Origin of the sequence: Qipengyuania atrilutea, from assembly GCF_013370205.1 — a bacterium.
Lineage (GTDB): Bacteria > Pseudomonadota > Alphaproteobacteria > Sphingomonadales > Sphingomonadaceae > Actirhodobacter > Actirhodobacter atriluteus.
Genome location: NZ_JABWGV010000003.1, coordinates 63,158 through 86,080 on the forward strand (window position 1 = coordinate 63,158; position 22,923 = coordinate 86,080).

Sequence of the window (22,923 nt, forward strand, 5' to 3'; positions counted from 1 at the left end):
CTCGGGCCGCTAGGCGAGACGCGACCCGTTCGGCACCTCGCCCGGCGACGCCAGCACGATCCGGTCCTGCGCGTCGGGAAAGCCCAGTACCAGCACTTCGGACATGAAGGGGCCGATCTGGCGCGGCGGGAAGTTGACCACCGCCATGACTTTCCGCCCCGTCAATCCTTCCGGCGTATAGAGATCGGTGATCTGCGCGCTGCTTTTCCTGACGCCGATCTCTTCGCCGAAATCGACCCATAGCTTGATCGCCGGTCGGCGGGCTTCGGGAAAGGGCTGCGCGTCGATGATGGTCCCGCAGCGAATGTCCACCTTGAGGAAATCCTCGAATGCAATCGTATCGGTCATCCGGGCGGCATACGCGCCGCGCCGCACGATTGTCCACGCGCTGCCGTAGGGTAAATGTGGCGAAACGGGCGGTGCCGCGGTATGGGCGCGCCATGATCGGCGCAATCGGCAACATCCGCACCATCCTGCTCGCCATCTTCATGATCATGGCTGGCAGCGGCTTCCTGTCGACCCTGATCGCGGTGCGGCTGGAGACGGCGGGCACGGCAGCGCCGCTGATCGGTCTCGTCGGAACCGCCTATTTTGCCGGACTGACGCTGGGCGCGCTGCGGGCCGGGAAGGTGGTGTCCGAGGTCGGCCATATTCGCTCGATCGCCGCCTTCGTGTCGGTCTTTTCCGCCAGCAGCCTCTCCTATGCGCTGTGGCAGGACGTCGGCTTCTGGACGGTCCTGCGCTTCCTCGACGGGTTCGCGATGGCCGGCATTTTCGTGTGCCTCGAAAGCTGGCTCGGCGACCGGACGGACAGCAAGACGCGCAGTTCCGCGCTCGCCGCCTATATGGTCGCGCTCTACCTAGGCCAGGCGCTCGGGCAGTTCCTGCTCACCGTCGGCCGCGAAGCCCCCGCGCTGCCGTTCATGTTCTCCGCCATCCTGCTCTCGCTCGCGCTGGTTCCGGTTGTCCTGACGAAGACGGCGCAGCCCTCGATCGCGGATCTGAAGGCGCTGCCGATCAAGCGCCTCTACGCAATCTCGCCGCTCGGGGTGGTGGGGACTACGGCCACGGGCGTGATGCTGGGCGCCTTCTACGCGCTGGGCGCGGTGTTCGTCCGCCGTATGGGCCTGAGCCTCGCCGATGTCGCATTCTTCACCTCTTGTGCGATCGGCGGAGGCGTGTTGCTGCAATGGCCGCTCGGCATGCTGTCGGACCGGTTCGACCGCCGCCTCGTGCTGGTCGCGACCATGTTCGCGGCGACCCTCGTCTGCGGAGCGCTGGTCGTGATGGCGGATATGCGGGCGCTGCTGTTCCCGCTCGCCGCGTTGTTCGGAGGGCTGAGCTTCGCGCTCTACCCGCTCTGCGTCGCGCATACCAACGACCATGTCGGGCCCGAGGAACGGGTCGGCGCGAGCGGCGGCCTCGTCCTCCTTTATTCGGTCGGCGCGGTAGCGGGTCCGCTGCTCGCCTCCACGGTCATGTTGCTGGTCGGACCTGCCGGCCTGTTCGCGGCGATCGGCGGAACCGCGCTGTTGGCGACGGCCTTCGGCTTGTGGCGGATCTTCGCCAGCAAGGCCGTGCCGGAAGACGAACAGGGGACGTTTCAGTCGCTTCCGCGCACGACGGCGCTGGCCGTGCCGAGCGATACGAACGGCGAAGAATGATAAAATGATGTTGCCGCAGCGTCGTTTGTGCGGTTTTAACACGCGTTAATTCGAAGCGTCGACCAAGTTCAGACCGGGTGGAGTGATCTGTTGCATACCAAGCTATTCCTGAAAGGCAGGCTGCGTCACGAACTCGGTACGCAGGAGAAGCAGTGGCTCGAAGACTGCATTTCGCGCATCGTGACGATCCAGCCGCGCGAAACGCTGGTCCGGCGGGGCCAGCGGGTCGAGTATTCCTACTACATCATCGAAGGGGTGGTGCTGCGGCATCTCGACGACCGGGGCGGCGAGCGGCAGCTGGTCGGTCTCAACATTCCCGGCGATTTCGTGGATCTGCACGGGTTTCCCATGAAACGTCTCGACCATTCGACCACTGCGCTCGGCGATGTGAAGCTGGCCGAAGTGCCGCATTCCGCGATTGCCGGACTGGTCGAGAAGTCCGGCCATCTGGCACGGGCGCTATGGTTCTCGACGCTGCTCGACGCCGCCATGCACCGCGAGTGGATCTTCCGCCTCGGACGCCTCAACGCGGAGGGGCGCATTGCACATCTCATCTGCGAGATCATCGAACGCTACCGGTTCGTCGACCTCTACGACGGCCATACCCTGCCCTTGCAGCTTCTCCAGCGCGATTACGCTGAAGCCTGCGGCATCACCTCGGTCCACGCCAATCGCAGCTTCCGCACGCTGAAGGAGCGGGGCGTTCTCGAACTCAGCGGCGAAGGCCGGATCGAAGTGCTCGACGAGGCCGAATTGAAACGGCTGGCCGAGTTTCGCGGCGACTATCTTTACGGCGACGGCGATCTTGCGCTCGAAAGCCTCGAGGACCGGGACGAGCAAGCCTCCCGGTAGAGCGCCAGCGTCTGCTCCGCCATGCGGCCGGCGGAGAAGCGCTCCTCGAAGCGGGCGCGGATCGTGCTGCGGTTTAGGGTAATCACTTCGCCGACGCGCGCCGCTGCCTCCTCGACGCTGTCCACCACGATGCCGGTAACCCCTTCGTCGACGACTTCGGTAACGCTGCCCTGGCGCCATCCGATGACAGGAGTTCCGCAGGCCATCGCCTCGATCATGACGAGGCCGAAGGGCTCGGGCCAGTCGATCGGGAAGACGAGCGCCGCCGCTTCGCCGAGAAACGCCTGCTTCCCCTGATCGTCGATGCTGCCGACGTGGCGGATGCGCTCGCCGAGGCTTGGCGCGACGACCCGGTCGAAATAGTCCGGGTTGCCCGGATCGACGGGTCCGGCAAGCTGGAGGTCGCGGCCGGCCAGGCGGGCCAGTTCGATCGCCCGGTCGGGCCGCTTCTGGTCCGTCATCCGGCCTAGAAAGGCGAGATAGCTGCCGCTCCCGCTGCCCTGCCGGTAGCGATCCGCCGGGATGCCGTGATGCACTACCCCGGCTAGGCTTCCGGCGGGAACCGAGCGGGCCTGGCTTTCCGAAATCGCGATAACCCGCTCACCCGGAAAGGCGCGGAAATGCTCGCGGTGATCGAGCTCGTCGGCCCGCCAGTGAATCGTGCGGAATGCCGGAATGCCGAGCTGCTCCGCCGCGGCGCTTGCATGGGCCGAGCCGTGCAGGTGCAGCACGTCGAACTCGGAGCCGCGGGTCAGCACATCGCGCAGCTGGCAGGCTTCGAGTTCGGCCGGCACGCCGGGCGGCACGTCATCGTGCCGAGCTTTGTGCCAAGTGAGCGAATGGTAGGTTCCGATCTGCTTCACCCCGGCCAGCATGCTGTCCGCGGGAGCGAAAACCGCGACCTCGTGCCCCGCGGCAACCTGCTCGGTCGCAAGATCGGCAATGACGCGCTCCGTCCCGCCGTAGGTCGCGGGAGGAACCGGGTGAATGACGGGAGCGATATGGGCTATTCGCACGTGGCAAACATTTGTTGTCCTGATATTAAGGAACTACGGGCGCGCTCAACCATCGATAGCTTCACACCAGGAGTCCGTCGATGTTTGTTTGCCATATCGCCCTGCAGGGCTGCCTTACTTTATCGGACGTGCCTTACGGAGTTAATGCAGACACCGGCGGGCACATCACCTTTCTGCTCGAACTGGCTTGCGCAAGTGCGAACGACCCGAAGGTGGAGCGGGTGGACATCGTCACGCGCGGGTTCGCGGATGCGTCGCTCGGCATGCGGTTCGAAGCCCAGTGCGCGGAGCAGAGCGGCAAGATTCGCGTCATCCGGCTGGACGACGGCGATTCTTCCTATCTGCCCAAGGAACGTCTTCGCGAACGCCACGACGAACTTTGCGCGGCCTTTCTCGACTACCTTGACGGGCTGGAGCGGGCGCCGGACCTGATCCACGCCCATTACGCCGATGCGGGCATCCTTGCCCGTCATGCCAAGGAAGAACGGGGCATCCCCTATATCTTCACCGGTCACTCGCTCGGCGCGGTGAAGCGCGAGGTGAACGGCAAGGCCGACGCGGAACTCGAGAAACGCATCGCCATCGAGGAACGCGCCCTCGAACAGGCCGACGCCGTCATCGCCAGTTCGCGCGACGAAGCCGAAGCGCAATACGCCCATTACGGGAATATCGAGAGCGGGCGTATCCGCGTTCTTCCGCCGGGCTGCGACCTGACCCGCTTCGAAAGCGCGAAACCGACCCAGAAAGTGCGCGACGACCTGGCGCAATTCCTGCGCGAGCCGGCCAAGCCGATGCTGCTCGCGATTGCGCGGCCGGTGCGCAAGAAGAACCTGCTCGGCCTCGTCGAGGCTTATGCGAGCGACGCGGCGCTGCAGGAAGCCGCCAACCTCGTCATCGTCGCCGGTTGCCGCAGCAATATCGCGGCGCTCGAGGACGAATGCCGCGACGTCATGGAAGAGCTGATCGCGGCCATCGACCGGCACGACCTTTACGGCAAGGTCGCCTATCCGAAGAACCATGTTCCTGCCGACATTCCGGCTTACTACGCGCTCGCCCGCGAAAGCGGCGGCGTGTTCGTCAACCCGGCTCTGAACGAGCCCTTCGGCCTGACCCTGCTCGAAGCGGCGGCGTCGCGCCTACCCGTCGTCGCTACCGACAGCGGCGGCCCCAACGACATTGTCGAGCGGTGCCACAACGGCGAGCTCGTTTCTCCGCGCGATGCGGGTGCGATTGCCCGTGCCTGCCGAGAGATCGTGACCGACCGGCGAAAGTGGATACGCTACGCCGCGGCAGGCGTGGAAGCCGTGTCCGCCTACGATTGGAAGGCGCATTGCAAGCTGTACCACCGGCTCGTGCGCGAAGTGACGACCGAACCCGATCCCGCACCAGAATGGGACCGCCTGCTGGTCTGCGACATCGACAACACGCTGCTCGGCGACCGCGAGGCTTTGCGCGAATTTCTCGTCTGGCAGCAGGAGCATGCGAACCACATCGCGCTCGGCATCGCGACCGGCCGCAGCTTCCACAGCGCGCAGTCGATCCTTGCCTCCGAAGGCGTGGCGACGCCCGACGTCATCATCAGCAGCGTCGGCACGCGCATTCACTGGTACGACCGCGAGAACCGCCGGTTCGTGGAGGACGCGGCATGGCTCAAGCGCGTGGAGAGCGGCTGGCAGGACGCGGAAGTTCGCGCCTTGGCGAAGAAGCTCGACCTGCGCCCGCAAGCTCTGCTCGAACAGCATAGCGGCAAGGCCAGCTACTTCGTCGAGGGAAGCGATCCGGAGGCTGTGCGCCGCGCGTTCCGGCAGGCGGATATTCCGGTAGACGTCGTAGCAAGCCACCTCCGTTATCTCGACATCTTGCCCGAAGGAGTGGGCAAGGGTTCGGCCGTCATGCACGTCGCGGACCGGATGGACTTGACGCAGTCACGTGTGGTCGTCGCCGGCGACAGCGGCAACGACCTTACCATGCTGCGTTCCTGCCCCTTCCCGATCGTCGTCGGCAATGCGAGCGACGGGCTGACCAAGGACCCGTCGCTGTCGCACGCCTACATGGCGCGCGGAACCTACGCCGCCGGCATCCTCGAAGGGGTGAAGCACTATCAGGCGGCAGGCTGCTGGTGACCAGCTACCGGTCCGTCTCGGTTCTCACGATCGTTCGCGGACGGCAGGCGCATCTCGATCATCTGGTCGCGGGCCTTTCGGCGCAGGTCGTCCCGCCCGACGAGCTGGTCATATCCTACATGCAGGCCGAGCCGCCGCGAGTTCCTGACGGTAACCGCTTTCCCGTGCGCCTCGTCAAGGTAGACGCGGACCCGATGCCGCTGGCCGCCGCGCGCAACCGTGCAGCCGAGGCGGCGCAGGGCGACGTGCTCGCCTTTCTCGATGTCGACTGCATTCCCGATCCCGAATTCGTGCGCCGCGCCGCCGAAGCGGCCACCTACGACGCTGACGGAGTCTATCTGCCCGAAGTGCGCTACCTGCCCGGCAACAAGCGCGGATGGTTTTCCGCAGAGCGTCCGGGCGAGCCGGACTATGCGCGGCTGGCGCAGGTCGGGCAGCGGCATCCCAGCAAGGCGCCCGTCGCCGATTGCCCGCTCGCCGGGATCGAGGACTTCGGCGAATTATGGGGTCTCGCTTTCATCCTCGCGAAGGAAAGCTGGACCAAGGCCGGCGGAATGGACGAACGCTTCATCGGTTACGGCGCGGAAGAGACCGACTTCGCTCAGCGCCTGAAGCAGTCGGGCGCGCATCTGTACTGGATCGGCGGCACCGTCTGTTTTCACCAGCACCACCAAGTCCACAAGCCGCCGCTGCAGCATTTCGACAGCATCGTCCGCAATGCCCGGCTCTACCGGAGCATCTGGGGCAAATGGTGCATGGAATACTGGCTCGACGATTTCGAGCGGCGCGGGCACGTTCGCCGGAACGATGCGGAGCTTGCGATCGTGCGCCGCCCCACGGAAAGCGAAATCGCGGAAACCCGGCAGGGCGACGACGTTCTCTTCAGCTGACCGCCCATAGATCGCGGGCTAGGCCTTCGAGCCATTCCGCTGCCTTCCGGGCAGCGTCCTCGTCGTGCAGCGCCGCGAGCCGGGCGGTATCGAGCGCGTCCGTCTCCGCCAGGGCGCGCTGCCATTCCGGGATCGAAGCGGGCCACGTCTCGCGGTAGACCGCCGCGCCGACCCGCGCCAGTTCGCGCGCCTTCGCCTGCTGTTCGTCGAAATAGCGCCATTCGGGAATGCACAGGAACGGCTTTCCCGCGCGGGCTATCTCGTGAACGGTGTTGTCGCCCGCGGACGCGATGACGCGGTCGGCGGCGCAGAGATATTCGGTCAGCTTGTCGGTCCAGCCGAGTTCGGTAAGATTGCCGAAGTCGGTCTCGTGCCCTTCCCGGTGGACGGGTCCGGCGACCAGCCACAGCGTATCCGGCTCGGCGCGTGCCGCGACGGTCAGCGGCGCATAAGGCGTGCCCGAGCCGCCGCCGCCCGCGATGGTGAGGGTGATCGGCCGGTCCTGCGACAGCCCGAGCCGCTCGCGCGCCTCCGCTTTCTCCAGCAGCGGCGCGTTGGTCGTGCATAGCCCGCCGGTGTAGAAGGTGCGTGCACGCAGGCTGTCGGGGTAGCTGTCCTGCTCGATCGCCTCGTCGAACGGCGCGAGCATGGCGACGCAGGCCTCGTAGCCGGCGAGATGGGCGAGGTCGCCGCGGTCCCCGTGCATGCGGATGGTCACTGCCGGAACGCTCATGATGCGCGAGAGCAGCGCAATCTCGGCCGAGACATCGACCACGAACAGCGCCGGGTCGGCATCGCGCAAGGTCTCTGCGATTATGCCCATGTGGCGGCGCATTTCCTCGACGCCGAGGGGAACGCAGTGGAGCAGTTCGGGGGTCGGCTGGTCGTGCAGCGCGCCGCTGCGCGAAGGCGCGCCGATCATGTTGGGAAGCTGGACCAGATCCGCCTCGCGCGAGCGCTCGTCGAACTGCTGCGGCGCTGCGGTAAGGATCGTGACCGGGCGGGTTTCCGGCAAATGGTCGAGGATCGCCATGATCCGGTTGGCATGGCCGCGCCCCTGGTGGTGCGCGAAGAAAACGATCGGTTTGCTCAAATTTTCGGTCCTCGGCAGTTTTCGCTCGGTCGGCGGTGTCTGATGGCAGCCGTGCGATGGACGTTTCGCATATGGGCTTGTTGCCCGGAACTAACAAATATCATGCGGATATTGAAGGAATGGGCCGATACTGGGCGGCGGGCAATGATGGAGAAGTCTTTGAGCGTAAGTCAGTTTAACCGCTTCCAGGTCTACGGCCAAAGGTGCAGCGGCACGAATGCGCTCATCCGCCTCATAGAAGCCAATTTCGATACGCTTACGTTCACCGAGGAATTCGGGTTCAAGCACTGGCTCGTGCCCGAAACGCGCGAGTTTGCGGACGATGTCTTCGTCATCGTGATCGCGCGCGAGGTCGGTCAGTGGCTGCGCAGCCTGCATCGGCGCCCGTGGCACGCCCATCCCGAACTGAAATCGCTCGATTTTGCCGACTTCATCCGCGCGCCGTGGCGCACGCAGTGGGATACGGATTTCTGGGGCATCGACGAGGCGCACCCCAAGTTCGGTATGCCCATCGCAGAAGAGCTTTGTCCGCGCACGCAGCGTCCTTTCGCCAATCCGGTCGCCATGCGGGCTGCGAAGCTGCGCAACTGGCGCAGTACCAGTAAGCGCGCTGCGGGGCATATGCTGCTGTCGCACAGCGAGCTTCTCACTGACCCCGAGGAAGTCGTCCGCCGGGTCGCCGAAGCGACCGGGGCAGAGCGTAGAGGCGAATTCGTGCCGGTCGCCACCTACAAGGGACAGGGCATCAAGACGTTCGTGTTCGAGCGGTATCCCGAACTTTCCCACAACGATACCCTCCACGTCGCCGAACATGCGGACCCGGCGATCGAGCAGCTTTTCGGGCTGCCGGTCCCGGCTGGCAAGGTGCGACGCGAGGCCTGATCGAACGATGCGCTCGCTTGTTCTCGCTCGGCGGAGGTTTGTGGGCGTCTCGATGCGCTTAGGCCCCCGTTGTGGACGCCTCGGCTGCCTCTAGGGTCTGTTTGGGTTTCGAGCCCCAGATCGCATACCACAGCACGTAGATCTCGCAGGCTACCGTCAGCCAGAAGCTGTTCTGCAGGCCGTACAGGTCGGCGAGCCAGCCCTGCACTACGACGAGCGCACCGCCCGCGATGGCGGTGATCAGCAGGCCGGAACCTTCCTCCGTCAACGGGCCGAGACCGCGGATGCCCATCGCGAAGATCGCGGGGAACATGATCGAATGGCCCAGCCCGACAAGGATCAGGCACCACATCGCTGCCGGTCCCTGCAGGGTAGCAGCGCCGATCATCACCAGCATGGCGAAGGACGCGAAGGCCGCGAGCGTTTTGTCCGCGGGGAACTTGCGCAAAATGAAGCTGCCCGCGAACCGGCCCACCATCATGCCGCCCCACATCAGCGCGAGATAATCGGCCGCCTCTGCCGGGGTGATCGCAGCGATTTCCGGCAGGATGGCGAAGTTGATGAACAGGTTCGCCACGCCGATTTCCGCGATCAGGTAGATGAAGATCGCCGGCACCCCGAAGACGAGGTTACGGTGGCTCCACAGCGACAGCTTCTTGCGCTCTTCGCGCGCGACCCTGCTGGTGGCGGAGCCTAGCTGCGGTAGGTTGGAGCGCCAGATGACCGCGGCGATTATGACGAGCACTACTGCTACTAGGATATAGGGAAGCTCCGTCGCCTGCGCGTCGGCGAGCCGCTGCGCCTGCGTGAGTTCGGTCCCTTCGAGCGAGGTGCCGCCGATCGTTCGGCTCAAGATCAGGTAACCGCCGAAATAGGGCGCGAGGAACGTGCCGAGCGAGTTGAACGCCTGCACCAGCGTCAGGCGCGATTCGCTGCTTTCGGGCGGCCCGATGACCGCGACATAGGGGTTCGCCGCGACTTGAAGCAGGGTGATGCCACTCGCGATCACGAACAGCGCGAACAGCGTCACGCCGTAGGAGGGAAGCTGCGCAGCGGGCACCATGCAGAGGGCGCCGAGCGCCATGACCGACAGACCGATGATGATCGCCTTCTTGTAACCGGTCCGTTCGATCAGAAAGGCCGAGGGCATGCCCATCACCCCGTAGGCGATGAACCACACGCTCTCGATCAGGGTAGTCTGCGTATAGCTGAGGTCGAACACGCTCCTGAGATGCGGGAGCAGCGTTCCGTTGATGACGGTGATGAAGCCCCACATGAAGAAGAGGCTCGCCAGAAGCGCCAGCGCCGGCTTGTAATTGAACGACTTATCAGTCCCGGTTCCGGCGGTAATATTCTGCTGCGGCGCTACGGCCATGCTTCTCTCCCAAGAAACCCTGCTTGCAATCACCGTATTTGTCGGACTATTTGATTTGACGCAAGTCCGCTTCCGCAAACGACAAGGTTTCAAGACGCGTCATGACACGCAAACTGCGCAGCCGCGCCTGGTTCGACAATCCCGACAACATCGACATGACCGCCCTTTATCTGGAGCGGTATCTGAACTTCGGCCTTAGCCTCACCGAATTGCGCAGCGGCAAGCCGATCATCGGGATCGCGCAGACCGGCAGCGACTTGTCGCCGTGCAATCGCCATCACCTGGTGCTGGCCGAACGCATTCGTGAAGGCATTCGAGAGGCAGGGGGTATCGCACTCGAATTTCCAGTCCATCCCATACAGGAAACCGGCAAGCGCCCGACCGCAGCGCTTGACCGGAACCTCGCTTACATGGCGCTGGTCGAGCTGATCTATGGCTACCCGCTCGACGGCGTGGTGCTGACGACCGGCTGCGACAAGACGACGCCCGCCTGCCTGATGGCGGCGGCGACGGTCGATATTCCGTCAATCGCGCTCTCGGTCGGGCCGATGCTCAACGGCTGGCATAAGGGCGAGCGCACGGGCTCGGGCACGATCGTGTGGAAAGCGCGCGAAATGCTGGCTGCGGGGGAGATCGACGACGAGGGCTTCATCAAGCTGGTCGCCAGCAGTGCCCCCTCGACAGGCTATTGCAACACTATGGGCACGGCGACGACGATGAACTCGCTTGCCGAAGTGCTCGGCATGATGCTGCCCGGAACGGCGACCATTCCCGCGCCGCACCGTGACCGGCAGGAGGCGGCCTACCTGACCGGCAAGCGTATAGTCGAAATGGTGGACGAGGACCTCAAGCCCTCCGACATCATGACCCGCGACAGCTTCCTGAACGCCATCGTCGCGAGTTCCGCGCTCGGCGGCTCGACCAATGCGCCGATCCACTTGGCCGCACTGGCGCGGCACGTCGGTGTCGAGCTGTCGCTGAAGGATTGGGAAGAGTTCGGCCATGCCGTGCCGCTGCTCGTAAACCTTCAGCCGGCGGGCGAATATCTGGGCGAGGATTTCTTTCGCGCCGGAGGGGTTCCGGCAGTCGTCGGCGAGTTGATGCGCCAGGGCCTGATCCGCGAAAGCGCGATGACGGTGAACGGCCGCACGATCGGCGATAATTGCCGCGATGCCGAGATCGAGGATGCGGCGGTCATCCGCTCATTCGACAATCCGCTCGTGAAGGATGCGGGCTTCCTCGTGCTTTGCGGCAATCTGTTCGATGCCGCGATCATGAAGACGAGCGTCATCGGCGACGAATTCCGCAATCGCTACCTGTCCGACCCGGACGATCCCGACGCTTTCGAAGGGCCGGTCGTAGTGTTCGACGGTCCGGAGGATTACCACGCGCGGATCGACGATCCCGCGCTCGGCATAACCGATCGCCATATGCTTATAATGCGCGGCGCCGGGCCGATCGGCTATCCCGGCGCAGCGGAAGTGGTGAACATGCGCGCGCCGGCATACCTGCTGCGCGACGGGGTTCGCGCGCTGCCGTGCATCGGCGACGGGCGGCAGTCCGGCACGTCGGCAAGTCCCTCCATCCTCAACGCCTCGCCCGAAGCGGCTGCTAATGGCCCGCTGGCACTAGTGGAAAGCGGCGACCGGCTGCGGATCGATCTCAAGGCGCGGCAAGTGACGCTGCTGATCGGCGAGGACGAACTTGCCGCCCGGCGCGAGGCGCTCGAGGCAAACGGCGGTTATGCCTATCCGGAATCGCAGACCCCTTGGCAGGAGGTGCAGCGGGCGCTGGTCGGGCAACTCGACAGCGGCGCGATCCTCGAAGGGGCGGAGAAATACCGCCGGATCGCGGCTACCAAGGGCCTGCCGCGCGACAATCACTGAGAATTGCCAGCCAGAGGACATGCGAATGAAAAGCGGACGAATATCGGCGTGGTTCAAGGCGGCATTAGCAGCACTGGCCGTTACTGCGCTTCCCGCCGCCGTAAGCGCGCAGGTCGCGACCGATGCACCCGAACGGGTTGCCGGTGCCTTGCCCACAAAGGTCGAGACAATCAGCGTGTATTCGGACGCAATCGCAGGCAATCTCGAAGGCAATCCGGCTGACCGCGAAGTGTTTGTCGTGCTTCCTCCAAGCTACGCCAGCGAGCCAGACCGCCGCTATCCCGTCGTCTACGCGCTCCACGGCTTCTGGATCGATGCGCAGCAATGGATGGGCGAAATCCACATGCCGCAAACCGCGGAAGGTGCGTTCGCAAAAGGCACGCCGGAAATGATTATCGTCCTGCCTAGCAGCAAGACGCGGCATCGCGGCTCGCAATATGCGAGCGGTGTTACGGTGGGCGACTTCGAGAGTTTCGTCGCGGACGAACTCGTCCCCTACATCGACGCGAATTACCGGACCGTGCCCGAACGCGAGAGCCGCGGCCTCGTGGGCCATTCGATGGGCGGCTACGGCGCCGCGCGGATCGGCATCAAGCACGCGGACACCTTCGGCGCGCTGTACCTGATGAGCCCCGGCGGATTGAAGCCGGGCCCGATGTTTGAGATCGAGCCGGCGCTAGCCGCCCGTCTCCACGCGATCGAAAGCGTGGACCAGCTTGCGGATCTTCCCAACGAAGCGCGCGGACCGCTCGCGATGTCGGCGGCCTTCGCTCCCAATCCGAACAACGCTCCGCTCTTTCTCGACTTTCCGTTCGACGCGGAAGGAAACGCGCGGCCCGAGATACTGGCGAAATTCACCGCTAACGCACCGCTCGCCTTCATCGACCAGTATATTCCCGGCCTCAAGTCCTACCGCGCCATCGGCATGGACGTGGGCGACGAGGACAGGCTGCTGGACCATTCGAAGGCGATGGACGCGGCCCTGACCGAATATGGCATCGACCACAAGTTCACGATCTACGAGGGCGATCATACCAACCGGCTCGCATTTCGTATGCAAGACCATGTGCTGCCTTTCTTCGGCAAGAACCTGATTTGCCCTTCCGACGAGCAGGACTGATCGTTTCAGGCCTTCGCAGCGTGATCGGCCAGCGCGTGCTGGGTATCGTCATAGGCAAGGTCGAGTAGCTCGCGCATCGCGCCCGCGGCGGCTTCCTCGTCCTGCGCCGCAACCGCTTCAAAGACACGCAGGTGATCGGGCACCGGATCGCGCCGGAACCCGCCTGCGCGGCTTTTGAAGATGGTGGTGTAGGCGACGGCTGCGCTGATGCTGGCGCTGAGCGTCATCATCACCTGGTTGCCGGTAGCTGCCAGCAATGTCTCGTGGAACATCCGGTCGGCATCGCGCCCAATCTCGTGGGTGAGGCCCGCTTCCGACATGGTAGCGAGCGCCTGCCGCATCCGCTCGACCTGCGCGTCGCTGCGCCGCTTCGCTGCAAGGCGCGCCACGGATGGCTCGACCGCGGCGCGCATCTCGAACAGGTCCCGGACGAGACCTGCATCCGGCCGACCGGCAAACGCCCAGCGCATGACTTCGGGATCGAGCAGGTTCCAGCGCACCCGTTCGAGCACTCGGGTCCCGGTTTTCGGACGGCTTTCGACGAGCCCCTTCGCCGCAAGCATCTTCACCGCCTCGCGGTAGGCGCCACGTGATATGTCGAGCTTTTCGGCGGTTTCGACTTCGCCCGGCAGAGTTTCGCCCGGAGCGACTTCGCCGGTCACAATCCGTTCGCCGAGAAAATCGAGCAGGACGCCGCGCAGCCTCCGGCCCGATCCCTTCGGCGTGTCGACCAGCGGCCGCTGATGATCGGGCTTTCCCTTGCCGCTCGTTCCCGCCACTCTCACCCACCTTCTTATCGCCGCTTGTCGGCTACCATCCCGGTATTCGCCAAGCGCGGCGCAAGGTCAACCGGGCCGCGGGGCGAACCGAGCGCCCGAGAATGAAAGCGAAGCTTTGACACTTCGATTTGTAGGACTAAACAAGAGATATGCGTTTAGCCTTTCTCCTCGCCGCGCCGCTTCTCGCAGGTTGTGCGGCCCAGACACCGCCGCCGCCAGCGGCTTCGACATTCACGTACGACGGCAACCCGATTGTCCGGGACCGCTATACGGCGGACCCTGCGCCGCTGGTCGTGGGCGACCGGTTGTATCTCTACGTCGGTCACGACGAGGCGCGCGGCGACCAGATGTTCAACATCACCGAATGGCTCGCCTATTCGACCACCGACATGCGCGAGTGGACTGCGCACGGGCCGGTCATGCAGCCGACCGACTTCAGCTGGGTCTCGCGCGACGCCTGGGCGAGTCAGGTTCATGAAAAGAACGGCAGGTACTGGTTCTACACCGCCGTCGAACATGACGAGGAGCAGGGCTCGCACGGCAAGGCCATCGGCGTCGCGGTGGCCGACAACCCGCTCGGTCCGTTCCGCGATGCGCTCGGCAAGCCGCTCGTGCGAAACGAGGATACCGACGGTCCGCATCACTGGGACGACATCGATCCGACCGTCTGGACCGAGGAGGACGGACAGAGCTGGCTGATTTGGGGCAATGCAAATTGCTACATTGCGCCGCTCGCGGACGACATGGTCAGCTTCTCGGGGCCGATCCGGCAGATCGACCTGCCCGATTTCGAGGAAGGTCCGTGGATCTTCAAGCGCGGCGATCTGTACTATCTGGCCTATGCCTCAATGGACAAGGCGATCAGCGAGGACGAACGCATCTCCTACGCGACCGCGCCCTCGATCGAGGGGCCGTGGACATGGCGCGGCGAAATTACCGGAACGGCCGCGAACAGTTTCACGATCCATCCGGGCATCGCCGAGTTCAAAGGTGAATGGTATCTCTTCTACCATGTCGGAACGCTGTCGGTTGGTGATCAGCAGGGCGCGATCGGTCGGCGCGCGGTTGCCGTCGAGCGGATGCGGTTCGACGAGAAAGGACTGATCCTGCCGGTCGAGCAAGCGGCTCGCGGACTGCTGGACGAGGGTTAGGGACAATTCGGCCATGATATTGTTGCAGCAACGAACCGCCGCAGGGGCGCGGCAGGTTGTGGCGAAGATTGAGGAAGAACACCGCGTGGTACACGGCTTCGCGACGACGCGTGAACTGGCGCAGGCGGCTATCGAGGCAGGCAAGACGCTGGCCGAAGCGGTAAGCGATGCCGAACTCGGCGAAGCAGTCGATGTCGAAGCGGAACTTGCGGCGGGCCGCCTCTTGCCAGCTATCGACCATTCCGACCCCGCGCACCTCTTTCTGACTGGGACCGGCCTTACCCATCTGGGCAGTGCGGAAGGGCGCGACCGGATGCATAAGGCGGCGGCGAGCGGTGATGCGACCGATTCCATGCGGATGTTTCTGGAAGGGCTCGAAGGCGGGAAGCCCGCGGACGGGGCCGTCGGTCAGCAGCCCGAATGGTTCTACAAGGGCAGCGGTCACAACCTCGTCGGTACCGAAGGCGCGCTCGACCGGCCTTCCTACGCCAAAGACGGTGGGGAAGAGCCGGAGATCGCCGGTATTTACCTGATCGGTCCGGACGGTACGCCGCACCGGCTCGGCTTCTGTCTCGCCAACGAATATTCGGACCATGTGACGGAAAAGCACAATTACCTTTGGCTGGCGCATTCGAAACTGCGGCAGGCATCGCTGGGCGCTGAACTGCTGACCGGCGCGCTTCCGCAGGACATACGCGGGACCGCGCGGATCGTGCGGAACGATGCGACGCTATGGGAAAAGCCGTTCCTGACGGGCGAAGCGAACATGGCGCATACGGTCGCCAATCTTGAGCATCATCACTTCAAATACGCGGTCTTCCGGCAGCCGGGCGATGTGCACGTCCACTTCTTCGGCACGTCGACCGCCAGCTTCGCCGACGACATCCAGACGCGCGAAGACGACAGGTTCGAGATTTCTGCGCCGCCGTTCGCTCTGCCGCTGCGCAATACGCTGCGCGTTGACGAGGCAGCGGAAACACCAGTGAGAGTCGCTGCACTTTGAGCGAAGCGCCGATCCGTATTGCGGTCGTCGGACTGGGCAAGATCGCCCGCGACCAGCACCTTCCTGCGATTGGAGCTTCCTCAGATTTCGAACTGGTAGCGGTAATCGATCCGTTTGCCGAAGACGCGGAAGGTGCACCACTTTTCAGCGACTTCGACGCGCTTGCGGCTAGCGGTATCGCGGTCGACGCTGCGGCCATCTGCACGCCTCCGAAGTACCGGGCTGCTCTTGCGAGCGAAGCGCTGGAACGCGGCTTCCACGTCATGCTGGAAAAGCCGCCTGCCGCGACCGTCGCGGAAGCGGAAGAGCTGATCCGTCTGGCCGAGAAGCAGAGGCAATCGCTCTTCGCCGCGTGGCATTCGCGCGAGGCTTATGCTGTCGAATCAGCGCGCCGGTGGCTCGAAGGCCAAGAGATCAACTCGGTTGCGATCACGTGGCGCGAAGACGTTCGCGTATGGCATCCGGGCCAGAAGTGGATCTTCGAAGAGGGCGGGTTCGGGGTCTTCGACCCGGCGATAAACGCGTTCTCCATCGTCTCGGTAATCCTGCCCGGTTCGCTCACCGTGACCGGCGCGCGGCTCGACATCCCCGCGAACTGCGCCGCGCCCATTGCCGGTAACGTCACGATGGAGGGCGAGGACGGCCTGCCAGTCTCGCTGGACATGGATTTCCTGCAGACCGGCGAGCAGACATGGGATATCGCGGTAGATACTGACGAAGGCGCAATGCTGCTTTCCATGGGCGGTAGCCGCCTTCGCACGCCTGAGGGCGAACTAGAGGGCGAGGATGCCGAATATCCGGCGCTTTACGCTCGCTTCGCAGAACTCGTCAGACAGGGTCAAAGCGATGTGGACCTGACGCCGCTCGCCTTGGTCGAGATAGCGCTCGCGATCGGCGAACGGCGCGAAGTCGAGCCGTTCGTAGAATAGCCGGCCGCTCTTACTGCAGCGCGATAATGGCCACCGATTTCGGCGGTAGCGTGACCGTCATGCGCGAGCCATCGACCCGTCCGCGGATCGGTTTCGGCACGACGGTCTGCGGCGCCTCGAAGGTGTTGAGCGAATTGACGTTCGGGCCGGTTAGCACCTGACCGCTCGCCCTAGTCATGCCGCGCGCCCCGGCGTCGATCGCAATCTCGCGAGCCTCATGCGGGTCGAGATTGACCAGCGCCGTATGCAGCACCCCGTCTTTCGAGCGGAATGCGATCGCATCGACACCCGGCAGGGTCATATCGCCATAGGTATATTCGCCCGCCTCGAAACTTGCCGGAACGAGTGTCGCATCCTGCATCGGAAGATACATCTGGTGGATGTAGTAGGTCGGCGTCAGCACCATCTTCGGCCCGTCGGTCAGGATCAGCGCCTGAAGCACGTTTACCATCTGCGCGATATTGGCAGCGCGCACGCGGTCGCCGTGGCGGGCGAAGATGTTGAAGTTCAGCGCTGCGAGGATGCCGTCGCGCAGCGAGTTCTGCTGCTGCAGGAAGCCTTCTCGCGTGCCGGGGTCTTCGGCCAGCCAGACGCCCCATTCGTCGACGACGAGCGCGACTTCCTTTTCGGGATCGTATTTGTCCATGATGGCCGAATGCGTCGCGATGCGCTCGTCCATCTTCAGCGTTGTATCGAGGATTAGCGCGTAATCGTCTTCTCCGAACTCAGTGCTCGGCAGCGACGGCGGCCACTGCGGCACGGTGTAGCTATGGAGGGACAGCCCCTCGATTGACCAGCTCCAGTCCCGCTCCGACCAGGTTTTCATCACCGCCTCGGTATAGCGGGTGTCGTCGTCGCTCGGGCCGACTGCGACACGCTCCATTGCGCGCTCGCCGGTCTGCGAGAGGTTGTAGTTCCTGTCGAAGCGGGCGTGACGCTTCATCAAATCGACGTAATGTTCGGGACGCATGTTGCCGCCGCAGCCCCAGTTCTCGTTACCTAGGCCGAGGAAGCGGACCTCGTATTGCTCCGGATGACCGTTGGCTGCGCGTTCCTGTCCGGCGCTGCTCTGCTGGTCGGCGGTCATGTAGGCCATCCAGTCGGCCGCTTCCCGGATCGTGCCCGAACCGACATTGACCGAGATGAAAGCTTCCGCGCCGATCTGCTCGATGAAGTCGTAGAACTCGTCCGTCCCGAAGGTGTTGGGTTCGAGCGCGCCGCCCCAGTTCGCATTGACCGTGACCTTGCGGTCGTCACCGATCCCGTCACGCCAGTGGTATTCGTCGGCAAAGCAGCCGCCGGGATAGCGGACGTTGGGGACGCGGATGGCCTTGAGCGCTTCCACGACGTCCGTGCGGATGCCGCGTACGTTCGGGATTTCGCTGTCTTCGCCGACCCAGACACCGCCGTAGATGCCTTCGCCTAGGTGCTCAGCGAACTGCCCGAAGAGGTGCTTGTCGAGCTTGTGACCCTCAGCGTCTGAATCGAGCGTGACAGTGACGTCCTGAGCGTGAGCAGTGCTGCCGATAGCGAGCGCGGCGGCGAGGGCGAGACTGCGCAGCATCAGCGGGCACCTTCGTTCTGGTCGATCAGTCCGACCCGGTAGATCATGTGGTGACGATAGGTCTCTCCGGGATCGAGCCGGGCCGACACGAACCCGGGCTGGTTCGGCGCATCGGGAAATTTCTGCGGTTCGAGCGCGATCCCGTCGCCCATCCGGTAGACGATCCCGCTTCGCCCGACGACCGTACCGTCGAGGAAGTTGCCGCTATAGAACTGGATGCCGGGTTCGGTGCTGAGCACCTCGAGCATGCGCCCGCTCGTCGGATCGGCGAGCCGGGCTACCGGCTGCGGAGTGGCGGTTACGCCCTTGTCGAGCGCGAAGTTATGGTCGTAGCCTCGACCGAGGACGATCTGCTCGTTCGATGCATTGCGCAAACCTTCCTCGACCTGCCGCCAGTTGGTGAAATCGAACACCGTACCGGTAACGTCGCGCAGTTCACCCGTCGGGATGAGCCGCTCGTCGACCGGGGTGAAGCGGCTTGCCGGGATCGTCAGGTAATGATCCATCGCGCTGCGGAAATTGTCCGTGCCCGACAGGTTGAAGACCGCGTGATTGGTCATGTTCACGATGGTCGGCGCATCGGTCGTCGCTTCGAAGATGATCCCGAGATCACCTCCTTCATCGAGCGTGTAGGTAACGGTCACGTCGACATTGCCGGGATAGCCCTGATCGCCGTCTTCGCTGCTGAGAGCCATCGTGACAGAGGCAACCGGCCCGCTTTCGACCGAGGTGATGCGCCACACACGCTTGTCGAACCCGGTAATGCCGCCGTGCAGCGAATTGGGCTCGTCGTTCGCCGTGAGCGAATAGCGCTTTCCGTCGAGCGAAAAGCTGGCGTTCGCAATCCGGTTCGCGAACCGCCCGACCGTAACGCCGAAATAATTGGGATAAGCCTCGTAATCGGCGAGTTCGTCATAACCGAGGGTGATGTCGGAAACATTGCCATTGGCATCGGGCGATTCGAAAGCCTGCAAGGTCGCGCCGTAGGTGAGGATGCTGGCTGACACGCCTGCGTCGTTTGATAGCGTTACCTTTTCGATGGCCGTGCCGTCAGTAAGCGCTCCTGCGGCGGTGCGTTCCGCCTCCGCGGCTCCGGCAGCGTTCGCCAACATCAGACAAATGGCACTAACACCGTATTTGAGAGCGATCGTCACGTTCCTCATCCCCTGTTTTGCCCCTTATTTGTCAGACTAAAGGGAAAAAGCAACTGGCTTGTCTCTAATTGACAACAGGTTGACCCTACAGCGCCGAATGTAACCGGTTACCGAAAGATTACATTGCAACATCAGCGCTGCCGTAAGGGAAATTTTGGGAAAGAACGATTGACTTCCAAACAACTTTAGGAATACTCCGGCAAATGGCGCAGGAATGATAGCGCTACCAACGAGCCGGTATGAGCCGGTATGTGGGAGGATCGAATGATAGGCTTTTCTACGCGCTCCGGCGCAGTACGTACTGCGTCCGCGCTCGCGATCGCGGTCAGTTTCGTTAGCGCTACCAACGCTGCAGCGCAGGATGGCGGCGCGCCCGACAACGAAGTCATTTCCCAGCAGGATAGCGAAGTCATCGTCGTTACCGGCATCAGGGCTTCGCTCGATCGCGCGATCGATCTGAAGCGCAATTCCTCGGGCGTCGTCGACGGTATTTCCGCAGAGGAAATCGGCAAGTTCCCGGACACGAACCTCGCAGAATCCCTTCAGCGCATCACCGGCGTGTCGATCGACCGTGTGAACGGCGAAGGTTCGCGCGTTACCGTCCGCGGTTTTGGTCCCGGCTTCAACCTCGTCACCCTGAACGGCCGGACGCTGCCGACCGCGAGCATCGCTTCCGTCGGACAGGATCAGAACGGTGACTTCGTTTCCGGCACGACCCGCTCGTTCGATTTCGCCAACCTCGCATCGGAAGGCGTCGGGCGGCTCGAAGTGTACAAGACTGCCCGCGCGGCGGTTCCGGGCGGCGGCATTGGCGCGGCGATCAACATCGTTACGCGGCGTCCGCTCGACGCACCGGCAGGCTTTACCGGTTCGATCGGCGCCAAGCTGCTTTACGACGGTTCCGACACCTACGATTACTCGCGCGTGACGCCGGAAGTTTCTGGTCTCGTTAACTGGACCAACGTCGACGGCACGCTCGGCATCGGCCTGTTCGGCAGCTACCAGAAGCGCAACAACTCCGCCGTTTCAGAGACCGCAAACGACTGGAACATCCTGCCTTACAGCCAGTTCGCATCCAGCACGACGTTCCGCCGCGCGGACGGTTCGACCGTGGTGAGCAATCCGCCGTCCGATCCCGACACGCTCATCGCGATCCCGAACGATACGCGCTACAACTACTCTGAATTCCAGCGCGAGCGGATCAACGGGCAACTGACCCTGCAATTCGCGCCGAGCGACCGGATTACGGCGACCGCCGACGCGACCTACTACAGCAACGAAGCCGAAGAGAAGCGCGCCGACCAGACGACCTGGTACAACCGTCCGTTCGATGCGATCGAGTTCGACGGCAACGACCAGGTCGCCACGGCGATCTTCATCGACGACGTCATCACGGCACCCAAGGACGGCGGCTTCGAGCAGCAGTACCGAGCGACGAAGGACGAACTCTTTTCGCTCGGTCTGAATGTCGAGTTCAACGTCACCAACGATCTGACGTTGATACTCGATGGACATCATTCGAAGGCGGAAGCTCAGCCGAACAACCCGCTCGGCCATACTTCCACGCTGTTCGCTCTCGCACAGAAGGGTATCGTCGACCAGGGACTGCGCATCGTCGACGGCTTCCCGCAGCAGTTCATCACGTTTGACGATTCGGTGAACGGCAATAACAACGGCGTGCTCGATATTCCGGATCTCGGGACGCAGGTGGCACGTAGCCAGACGGCATTTCAGGAGCAGACCGTCGACGAAGTCCGCCTCGACGGTATCTGGGAAATGGGCGACGACGACCGGGTGCAGTTCGGGGGAAGCTACCGCTCCGCCGACATGACCAGCCGTACGACCAGCACCTACAACGCGCTCGGCGACTGGGGCGTGGGCAATATCGGAGACATCGCGGAAACGGCGCCAAACGCGCTGATGCCGTTCTGCCTGATCTGTCAGTGGAAGGACTTCGACACCGGCATTGCTGCCGGCGATCCGCTCGCAACGGCGTTCCGCGGCGATGCGACCGAACTGTTCACGGCGTTCGACGTAGCGGGAACGGTCGATTCGACGAGTAACAACCGTGTGCTGGAAGACATCTGGGCGATTTACGGCCAGGTCGAGATCAACTCCGAATTGATGCAAATGCCGATCAATATCGTCGCCGGCGTCCGCTACGAGAGGACGGAATCGGAGTCGATCACGCTGCAAGGTGTCCCGCAGAACATCAATTGGGCTGCGGACAACGACTTCGTCGCCGTGCTCGGTGAGGAGGAGCAGCCGGTTCAGGGGGACAACAGCTACGACCATATCCTTCCGGCGCTCGACTTCGCGATCGACCTCACCAACGATCTGAAGGGGCGCATTTCCTTCGGCCGGACGATTGCGCGGCCTGACTTCGGTTCGCTGTTCGCCTCGACCAACCCGGGCAACCCGAACCGTCCGACGGCGCTAGGCGGGGTCCCCGGCGGCAATGCCGGTAACCCGCAGTTGATCCCGCTCGTATCGGACAACTTCGATGCCAGCCTCGAATGGTACTTCGCGCCTTCAAGCTACGTCTCGGCGGGCTTCTTCGACAAGCGCGTCCAGAACTTCGTCGGAACCGGCCAGATCACGCAGGAACTGTTCGGTCTCCGCGATCCGAGTTCGGGCGCGGCGGGAACGCGTTCCGGCCAGGCGCTGTCCTATCTGCAGAACAACAATCTCGATCTGTCGGACGTGAACCTGTTCACCCTGACCGCCTTGATCGACCAATTCGGCTATGACGACGCGATCACTCAATTCAACGCCAATCTCGGCCCGAGCGGGCTCAATCAAGGCTTCGTCGATAGCGTACTGGGAGATTACGACGTCGTCGCCAACGCCAACGACCCGTTCTACCAGTTCCAGACGCAGCGTCCGGTCAACAGCGAGAATGCCCATATCTACGGCTTCGAAGTGGCTGGGCAGTACTTCCTCGGTGAAACCGGTCTCGGCGTTGCGGCAGCCTACACGCTCGTTCGCGGCGACGTCGGCTACGACATCACCGCTTCACCGAGTGCCGACCAGTTCGCGCTGCTGGGACTGTCTGACACGTTCAACGCGTCTCTCATCTACGAGAACTTCGGCCTGTCTGCCCGCCTGACCTACAACTGGCGTGATACGTTCCTGGCCAACAACAGCCGCGGATCGTCGCGTAACCCGGTCTTCGTGGATGCCTACGACCAGCTCGACCTCAACGTCAGCTACGATATCACGGAGAACGTCTCGGTATCGTTCGAGGGTATTAACCTGACCGGGTCGAACGTGAAGACCTACGCCCGGACCGAGAACCAGCCGTGGTTCATCGTCGACGGACGTCCGCGTTACTACGTCGGAGCTCGGCTACGCTTCTGATTGTTCAGGAACATAGCCAGTAAGGAAGGGCTGCTGCCGGTCCCATGCGGTAGCGGCCCTTCTCATTTTCAACCAAAGCTGT

At 63.5% G+C, this 22,923-nt stretch carries 18 protein-coding genes; 11 read left to right on the forward strand and 7 right to left on the reverse strand.

Annotated elements, in window-relative coordinates:
- Positions 1-9: 9 nt before the first annotated feature.
- Entirely contained in the window at positions 10-348 is a 339-nt protein-coding gene (locus HUV48_RS08545; RefSeq protein ID WP_176267400.1) for a tRNA-binding protein, read from the reverse strand.
- A gap of 92 nt (positions 349-440) precedes the next feature.
- Here HUV48_RS08545 and HUV48_RS08550 point away from each other — a divergent pair, with 92 nt between their 5' ends.
- On the forward strand, positions 441-1,664 hold the full coding sequence (locus tag HUV48_RS08550) for an MFS transporter (RefSeq protein WP_176267401.1): 1,224 nt from the start codon (positions 441-443) through the stop codon (positions 1,662-1,664).
- A 90-nt stretch (positions 1,665-1,754) separates the two neighbouring features.
- On the forward strand, positions 1,755-2,516 hold the full coding sequence (locus HUV48_RS08555) for a Crp/Fnr family transcriptional regulator (protein ID WP_176267402.1): 762 nt from the start codon (positions 1,755-1,757) through the stop codon (positions 2,514-2,516).
- Here HUV48_RS08555 and HUV48_RS14510 read toward each other — a convergent pair.
- A complete protein-coding gene (locus HUV48_RS14510) occupies positions 2,453-3,532 on the reverse strand; it encodes a glycosyltransferase family 4 protein (RefSeq protein WP_318656074.1) in 1,080 nt (359 codons plus the stop codon). The genes HUV48_RS08555 and HUV48_RS14510 overlap by 64 nt on opposite strands.
- Positions 3,533-3,612: 80 nt before the next feature.
- On the opposite strand from HUV48_RS14510, the gene HUV48_RS08565 reads away from it, so the two are divergent.
- Positions 3,613-5,655, forward strand: a complete 2,043-nt coding sequence (locus tag HUV48_RS08565; RefSeq protein WP_176267403.1) for an HAD-IIB family hydrolase — start codon at positions 3,613-3,615, stop codon at positions 5,653-5,655.
- Complete coding sequence (locus HUV48_RS08570) at positions 5,652-6,545, forward strand: glycosyltransferase (RefSeq protein ID WP_176267404.1); 894 nt, start codon at positions 5,652-5,654, stop codon at positions 6,543-6,545. The genes HUV48_RS08565 and HUV48_RS08570 overlap by 4 nt, the downstream gene beginning before the upstream one ends.
- Here the strand turns inward: HUV48_RS08570 and HUV48_RS08575 are convergent.
- Complete coding sequence (locus HUV48_RS08575; protein ID WP_176267405.1) at positions 6,538-7,638, reverse strand: glycosyltransferase; 1,101 nt, start codon at positions 7,636-7,638, stop codon at positions 6,538-6,540. The two genes, HUV48_RS08570 and HUV48_RS08575, sit on opposite strands and share 8 nt — an antisense overlap.
- Positions 7,639-7,740: 102 nt before the next feature.
- On the opposite strand from HUV48_RS08575, the gene HUV48_RS08580 reads away from it, so the two are divergent.
- Positions 7,741-8,520: a hypothetical protein gene (locus HUV48_RS08580; protein ID WP_176267406.1), complete on the forward strand. Its 780-nt coding sequence runs from the start codon at positions 7,741-7,743 to the stop codon at positions 8,518-8,520.
- A 58-nt stretch (positions 8,521-8,578) separates the two neighbouring features.
- Here the strand turns inward: HUV48_RS08580 and HUV48_RS08585 are convergent, their stop codons facing one another.
- Positions 8,579-9,895, reverse strand: a complete 1,317-nt coding sequence (locus tag HUV48_RS08585; RefSeq protein ID WP_176267407.1) for a sugar MFS transporter — start codon at positions 9,893-9,895, stop codon at positions 8,579-8,581.
- A gap of 101 nt (positions 9,896-9,996) precedes the next feature.
- Between HUV48_RS08585 and HUV48_RS08590 the strand changes: the two genes are divergently transcribed.
- A complete protein-coding gene (locus tag HUV48_RS08590) occupies positions 9,997-11,781 on the forward strand; it encodes an IlvD/Edd family dehydratase (RefSeq protein WP_176267408.1) in 1,785 nt (594 codons plus the stop codon).
- 25 nt (positions 11,782-11,806) lie between these two features.
- The gene (locus HUV48_RS08595) at positions 11,807-12,901 is read left to right on the forward strand and encodes an alpha/beta hydrolase (RefSeq protein WP_176267409.1); all 1,095 of its coding nucleotides are present in this window, start codon (positions 11,807-11,809) and stop codon (positions 12,899-12,901) included.
- Between the two features lie 5 nt (positions 12,902-12,906).
- Here the strand turns inward: HUV48_RS08595 and HUV48_RS08600 are convergent, their stop codons facing one another.
- Positions 12,907-13,680 (reverse strand): FadR/GntR family transcriptional regulator, encoded by a 774-nt coding sequence (locus HUV48_RS08600; RefSeq protein ID WP_176267410.1) that lies wholly within the window; start codon positions 13,678-13,680, stop codon positions 12,907-12,909.
- Positions 13,681-13,829: 149 nt separating this feature from the next.
- Here HUV48_RS08600 and HUV48_RS08605 point away from each other — a divergent pair, with 149 nt between their 5' ends.
- The 3 genes from HUV48_RS08605 to HUV48_RS08615 are packed head-to-tail and all read left to right on the forward strand — an operon-like array spanning position 13,830 to position 16,763.
- Positions 13,830-14,831, forward strand: a complete 1,002-nt coding sequence (locus tag HUV48_RS08605) for a family 43 glycosylhydrolase (RefSeq protein ID WP_176267411.1) — start codon at positions 13,830-13,832, stop codon at positions 14,829-14,831.
- A 13-nt stretch (positions 14,832-14,844) separates the two neighbouring features.
- Positions 14,845-15,834, forward strand: a complete 990-nt coding sequence (araD1, locus tag HUV48_RS08610; RefSeq protein WP_176267412.1) for an AraD1 family protein — start codon at positions 14,845-14,847, stop codon at positions 15,832-15,834.
- Positions 15,831-16,763: a Gfo/Idh/MocA family protein gene (locus HUV48_RS08615; protein WP_176267413.1), complete on the forward strand. Its 933-nt coding sequence runs from the start codon at positions 15,831-15,833 to the stop codon at positions 16,761-16,763. The genes araD1 and HUV48_RS08615 overlap by 4 nt, the downstream gene beginning before the upstream one ends.
- Before the next feature lie 10 nt (positions 16,764-16,773).
- On the opposite strand, the gene HUV48_RS08620 is transcribed toward HUV48_RS08615, so the two are convergent.
- Entirely contained in the window at positions 16,774-18,327 is a 1,554-nt protein-coding gene (locus tag HUV48_RS08620; RefSeq protein ID WP_176267414.1) for an alpha-N-arabinofuranosidase, read from the reverse strand.
- The gene (locus HUV48_RS08625) at positions 18,327-19,490 is read right to left on the reverse strand and encodes an aldose epimerase family protein (protein ID WP_176267415.1); all 1,164 of its coding nucleotides are present in this window, start codon (positions 19,488-19,490) and stop codon (positions 18,327-18,329) included. The genes HUV48_RS08620 and HUV48_RS08625 overlap by 1 nt, the downstream gene beginning before the upstream one ends.
- A 255-nt stretch (positions 19,491-19,745) precedes the next feature.
- Between HUV48_RS08625 and HUV48_RS08630 the strand changes: the two genes are divergently transcribed.
- A complete protein-coding gene (locus HUV48_RS08630) occupies positions 19,746-22,841 on the forward strand; it encodes a TonB-dependent receptor (RefSeq protein WP_176267416.1) in 3,096 nt (1,031 codons plus the stop codon).
- Positions 22,842-22,923: the final 82 nt, after the last annotated feature.